Source organism: Bacteroides xylanisolvens XB1A, assembly GCF_000210075.1.
Taxonomy (GTDB): domain Bacteria; phylum Bacteroidota; class Bacteroidia; order Bacteroidales; family Bacteroidaceae; genus Bacteroides; species Bacteroides xylanisolvens.
The window spans coordinates 383473-388401 of the sequence record NC_021017.1; the positions used below are offsets into that span (position 1 = coordinate 383473).

General features: G+C 41.1%; 4 protein-coding genes. 1 reads left to right on the top strand and 3 read right to left on the bottom strand.

Annotated elements, in window-relative coordinates:
- On the top strand, positions 1 to 1556 hold a 1556-nt coding region (locus BXY_RS01620), incomplete at its 5' end, for an alpha amylase C-terminal domain-containing protein (protein ID WP_208946710.1).
- A gap of 87 nt (positions 1557 to 1643) precedes the next feature.
- On the opposite strand, the gene BXY_RS01625 is transcribed toward BXY_RS01620, so the two are convergent.
- The 3 genes from BXY_RS01625 to BXY_RS01635 form a co-directional block, all read right to left on the bottom strand.
- Positions 1644 to 2132 (bottom strand): PepSY-like domain-containing protein, encoded by a 489-nt coding sequence (locus tag BXY_RS01625; protein ID WP_008640124.1) that lies wholly within the window; start codon positions 2130 to 2132, stop codon positions 1644 to 1646.
- A 147-nt stretch (positions 2133 to 2279) separates the two neighbouring features.
- Complete coding sequence (locus BXY_RS01630) at positions 2280 to 3977, bottom strand: alpha-amylase family protein (protein WP_032841723.1); 1698 nt, start codon at positions 3975 to 3977, stop codon at positions 2280 to 2282.
- Between the two features lie 53 nt (positions 3978 to 4030).
- The gene (locus BXY_RS01635; protein ID WP_015531054.1) at positions 4031 to 4837 is read right to left on the bottom strand and encodes a patatin-like phospholipase family protein; all 807 of its coding nucleotides are present in this window, start codon (positions 4835 to 4837) and stop codon (positions 4031 to 4033) included.
- Positions 4838 to 4929: the final 92 nt, after the last annotated feature.

A 4929-nucleotide genomic window follows, 5' to 3' on the forward strand; every position in this document is an offset into this window, starting at 1 on the left:
AACCCTATAAATTCAAAAAGAAAACATTTAAGCCCGACACGAATCCACTGTTGATTTATGAATGTCATATCGGAATGGCACAACGGGAGGAAAAAGTGGGCACTTATAACGAATTCCGCGAGAAAATACTTCCCCGTATTGCTGAAGAAGGGTATAATTGTATCCAGATTATGGCCATTCAGGAACATCCTTATTATGGAAGTTTCGGCTATCATGTATCCAGCTTTTTTGCTGCCTCTTCCCGTTTTGGTACTCCCGACGAATTGAAAGCATTGATCGATGCCGCTCATGAGATGGGAATTGCTGTGATTATGGACATTGTTCATTCACATGCAGTGAAGAATGAAGTAGAAGGATTAGGAAACTTTGCCGGTGATCCGAATCAGTATTTCTATCCGGGCGTTCGTCGCGAACATCCGGCTTGGGATTCTCTATGCTTCGATTATGGCAAGAACGAAGTGATTCACTTCCTGTTGTCTAACTGCAAGTACTGGCTGGAAGAATATAAATTTGACGGCTTCCGTTTTGACGGAGTCACTTCTATGCTATATTATAGTCATGGTTTGGGTGAAGCCTTCTGTAACTATGGAGATTATTTCAACGGTCATCAGGATGATAATGCGATTTGTTACCTGACATTGGCTAATGAAGTGATTCATCAGGTAAATCCGAAAGCGATAACCATTGCGGAAGAAGTTTCCGGTATGCCGGGGCTGGCTGCAAAAATAGAAGATGGCGGTTACGGCTTCGATTATCGTATGGCCATGAACATTCCGGACTATTGGATCAAGACAATCAAAGAAAAGATTGATGAAGACTGGAAACCTTCCAGCATGTTCTGGGAAGTAACCAACCGTCGTCAGGATGAAAAGACCATTTCGTATGCAGAAAGCCACGACCAGGCATTAGTGGGAGACAAGACAATTATCTTCCGTCTGATTGATGCTGATATGTACTGGCATATGCAAAAGGGAGATGAAAATTATGTTGTCAACCGTGGTATCGCTTTGCACAAGATGATTCGTTTATTGACCTCTTCAACCATCAACGGAGGTTATCTGAACTTCATGGGAAATGAATTCGGTCATCCCGAATGGATTGACTTCCCGCGTGAAGGTAACGGATGGTCATGTAAGTATGCCCGTCGCCAATGGGATTTGGTAGACAACAAGAATCTGACCTATCATTATATGGGTGATTTTGATAAGAATATGCTGAAAGTTCTGAAGAGCGTGAAAAACTTTCAAACGACACCTGTTCAGGAAATATGGCATAATGATGGCGATCAGGTATTGGCATACGGCCGTAAAGACCTTATATTTGTCTTTAACTTTAATCCGAAACAGTCATTTACCGACTATGGATTCCTGGTAACTCCGGGAGCTTATGAAGTAATATTGAATACGGACGACGTTGCATTTGGAGGAAACGGTTTGGCAGATGATTCTGTAGTGCACTTTACTATTGCCGATCCGCTGTACAGTAAAGAAAAGAAAGAGTGGTTGAAACTCTACATTCCTGCCCGTACCGCTGTAGTGCTTAGAAAGAAGAAATAATTTTATCTTTAAATAAGAAGCCCCTGCAACTATCATTGTATATCTGCAGGGGCTTTCTCGTATATTGTGTTATTGAATGATTTAGTTCTAGTTTACCAAAAAGGTACTTGGTCCGAGAATATCATACATATCACTCACGTTGCGTGTTTTCAGTAATACTCCTTGTGGAGTATAGAATAACTGATATTTGATGTCAACGTTATCTTGGCCTACTTTAATTACAATAATAGCTTGCCATTTGGGAAACTCTACCATTGTCACATTATCTACCACCCAACTAGCGTATGGCCCGGATACAAAAGCATTATAGACTGCCGGTGACAGACGATCAAGGCTAACAAGGTCAGTCTGTGTCATCACCCATTGCCCCCGGACGTTAAACCACACATTTTTAGTAAATCCGTTCATTACAAAATTGGCGCAATAATATCCGTCATCTTGTGACCAGGCAATGCCGTTTGCTTTGGGATACATTTTCTTGAAAGTTGCCTGTACATTGCCGGGAGGGGTATCTCCAAAAACAGATGTAGATAATAGCAAAAACAGTGTGATCGCACAAATCATAAATTTCTTCATAAGCTTTGAGTTTAGAGAATTAGTTATAACTAAACAGCCTTTGAGAATATTTGTTTGAGCGATGTACATAAAATAATCCTCCGGGCATTATATAAGTGAAATGCCCGGAGGATAAGGAGTATGCGGTTCTTATCTTACTCTTTTTACTTAAAAAGTAATCTTTAAAATTTTTCCGTTATAACCTCCGACCGAAACATCTGTCGGTTTATAAGGTAATAAGCAGATTTCTTCTTTAGCACCGGTCATCAAATCAATGGCCTGATAAGACTCCATTTGAGGAATCTGCAAAAAGTCGAAGGCATGTGAAGGTACGTTGATGGCAACATCTACCAGTTGACTGTCGAAATTAATAACGAAAAACAGAATCTCGTTTTTGTATTTCCGCATAAAAGTATATTGTTTATGCTCATTGAAACGCCATCCGTTTATATTGGCATACATCAAGTCAAAGAATACCCCCTTTTTGATTGCCTGCTCTTCGTTGCAAAGCGTCAGTACTTTTTGATAGATAGAGTAGAGGTGCTTATGTTCTTCAGTAAGCATTTTTCCGTCAAACTTTCCTCCGTTACGCCAACGACGTATAGTATCTACGCTCCAATAATCGAATATGGTAGTCCGTCCGTCTCTTCCGCTGAATCCTTCGCTATCCATGCCCAGCTCTCCGAACTCCTGACCGAAATAGATCATCATAGGATTGGTGTTCATACATGCAGAAACAATTAGTGCGGGAATCCCTTTACGCGGATTACCGGCAAAGAAATCAGATGCGATACGTTGCTCATCGTGGTTCTCCAGGAAGTTGAGCATTTTTTTCTCTATTCCATTCAGGCTTTGCCAGCAATGAGTGATTGCAGTGGCAGATTCATATCCGCAGGCTACATTTCGTAATGTATCATACAATCCTACCTTATCATATAGATAATCAAACTTACCACGGAACAGATAGTTACGATATTCGCTGGGATTATAGACTTCTGCGATGAAAAGTATTTCAGGATAAACCTCTTTAACTTGAGGAATAGCCCATTCCCAAAATTCAACGGGAACCATTTCTGCCATGTCACAACGGAAACCGTCAATGTGCTTTGACGCCCAGAAAAGAAGAATGTCCAGCATCTTTATCCAAGTGTCCGGAGTTGGGGAGAAGTGGCAGGTACCGCCATTCTGATAATCCACTCCATAGTTTAATTTCACCGTTTCATACCAGTCGGTGATATTAGGCGTAGCATCAAAACGATTGTTACCGGTAGCTTTAGCCGGAAATTCCCGGTAAGGCTCTGCTGCACCGTCTTTCATATCGAACTGGGCACGAAGTTCCGCTTGCGGGATATAATAGAAATTATTGTATGGACTGAAAGATTGACTGGGGTCATCGTTAGCCCCCAATTCCGTCGTACCGTCGGGCTGTGCGTCCGAATGGTACTGGCGTGCTACGTGATTAGGTACAAAATCTATAATCACTTTCAAACCTGTGCGATGTGTACGGTGTACCAGGTTCTCAAATTCTTTCATACGTCCCTGTACATCGTTGGCCAGGTCAGGATCTACATCATAATAATCCTTGATGGCATAGGGAGAGCCAGCTTTTCCTTTCACAATGGCAGGATGATCCGGACTGATGTTATAACGGCGATAATCCGCTTGAGTGGCATGTTCGATGATGCCTGTATACCATATATGTGTAGTACCTAATTTTTTGATTTCACCAAGTGCCTTGAGCGTGAAATCAGCCATTTTTCCACACCCGTTGGTGGTAATGTCTCCATTGTAGACACAGTGGTTGTTGTTATTTCCAAACAGACGGGTGAACACTTGATAGATAATTATTTTATTTTCGTCATTCATATAGAGTAGATTATTAATATTCGTATTCATTCTTTTTTCCGATGGATAGGAGGTTACTTCCATATTTTCCCTTTTTCTTCCAACAGTTGATTAAGCACTTCATTGGCTGTATTATATCCCTGTCCGAAGATTTCTTCTGCTTTCTCCAGTTCGGTATTGCTATATCCGTATAAATTGTATGGTTCGATTAATAAATCACACTTTTCCCTTTCTGGAAAAGTATTGGCGCGGAACATAAAATGGAATGAACGCATAGCAATACTTACAATATTCATTTTGTAGTCCTCTGCCATGATGGGGCTTACGTTGACAGCCACCACCTTGTCGCACACTCTACGCAGGGTAGAGACAGGAAGATTCATCATCAATCCTCCGTCTACATAGTTAGTGCCATCTATATTGACTGGTGCGAACATAACAGGCATACAACAAGAAGCTGCGACCCGTTCAGCAATACTGCCGCGGTGAAAATGAACCATGCGTCCATGATCGAGGTCGGTTGCTGTGATAATCAGAGGAAGTTGTAAATCTTCCAAGTTTTTGGCTTTTACGTTGGTTCGGAGAAAGTCTATAAATTCACAAAGGTCAAATAATCCTTTTTTAGGAATTATCAGTTTGGTTAAATCCTGGAATTTATGTCCGGAGAAATAATCAAGAACTTTGTGGGGTTCGTTGCCATCTGCATAAAAGACACCGGCAAGTGCTCCTGCGCTTACTCCGGAGATGATTTCCGGTTTAATATCATGCTCTAAAAGAGCTTGCATAACTCCCAGATGGGCAAATCCTTTAATAAATCCTCCGCTTAGTGCATAGCCAATCTGATATTTCCGGCTATTCCTGTTATTTGTGAATACCTCCATGAGTTGCTTTCTTTAGTTCGCCACGAATTTAGTGAATTTATTGAAAGTAGGAGGAATATAATGAATAGTTTTTTTAAGAGAACGTTATAAGT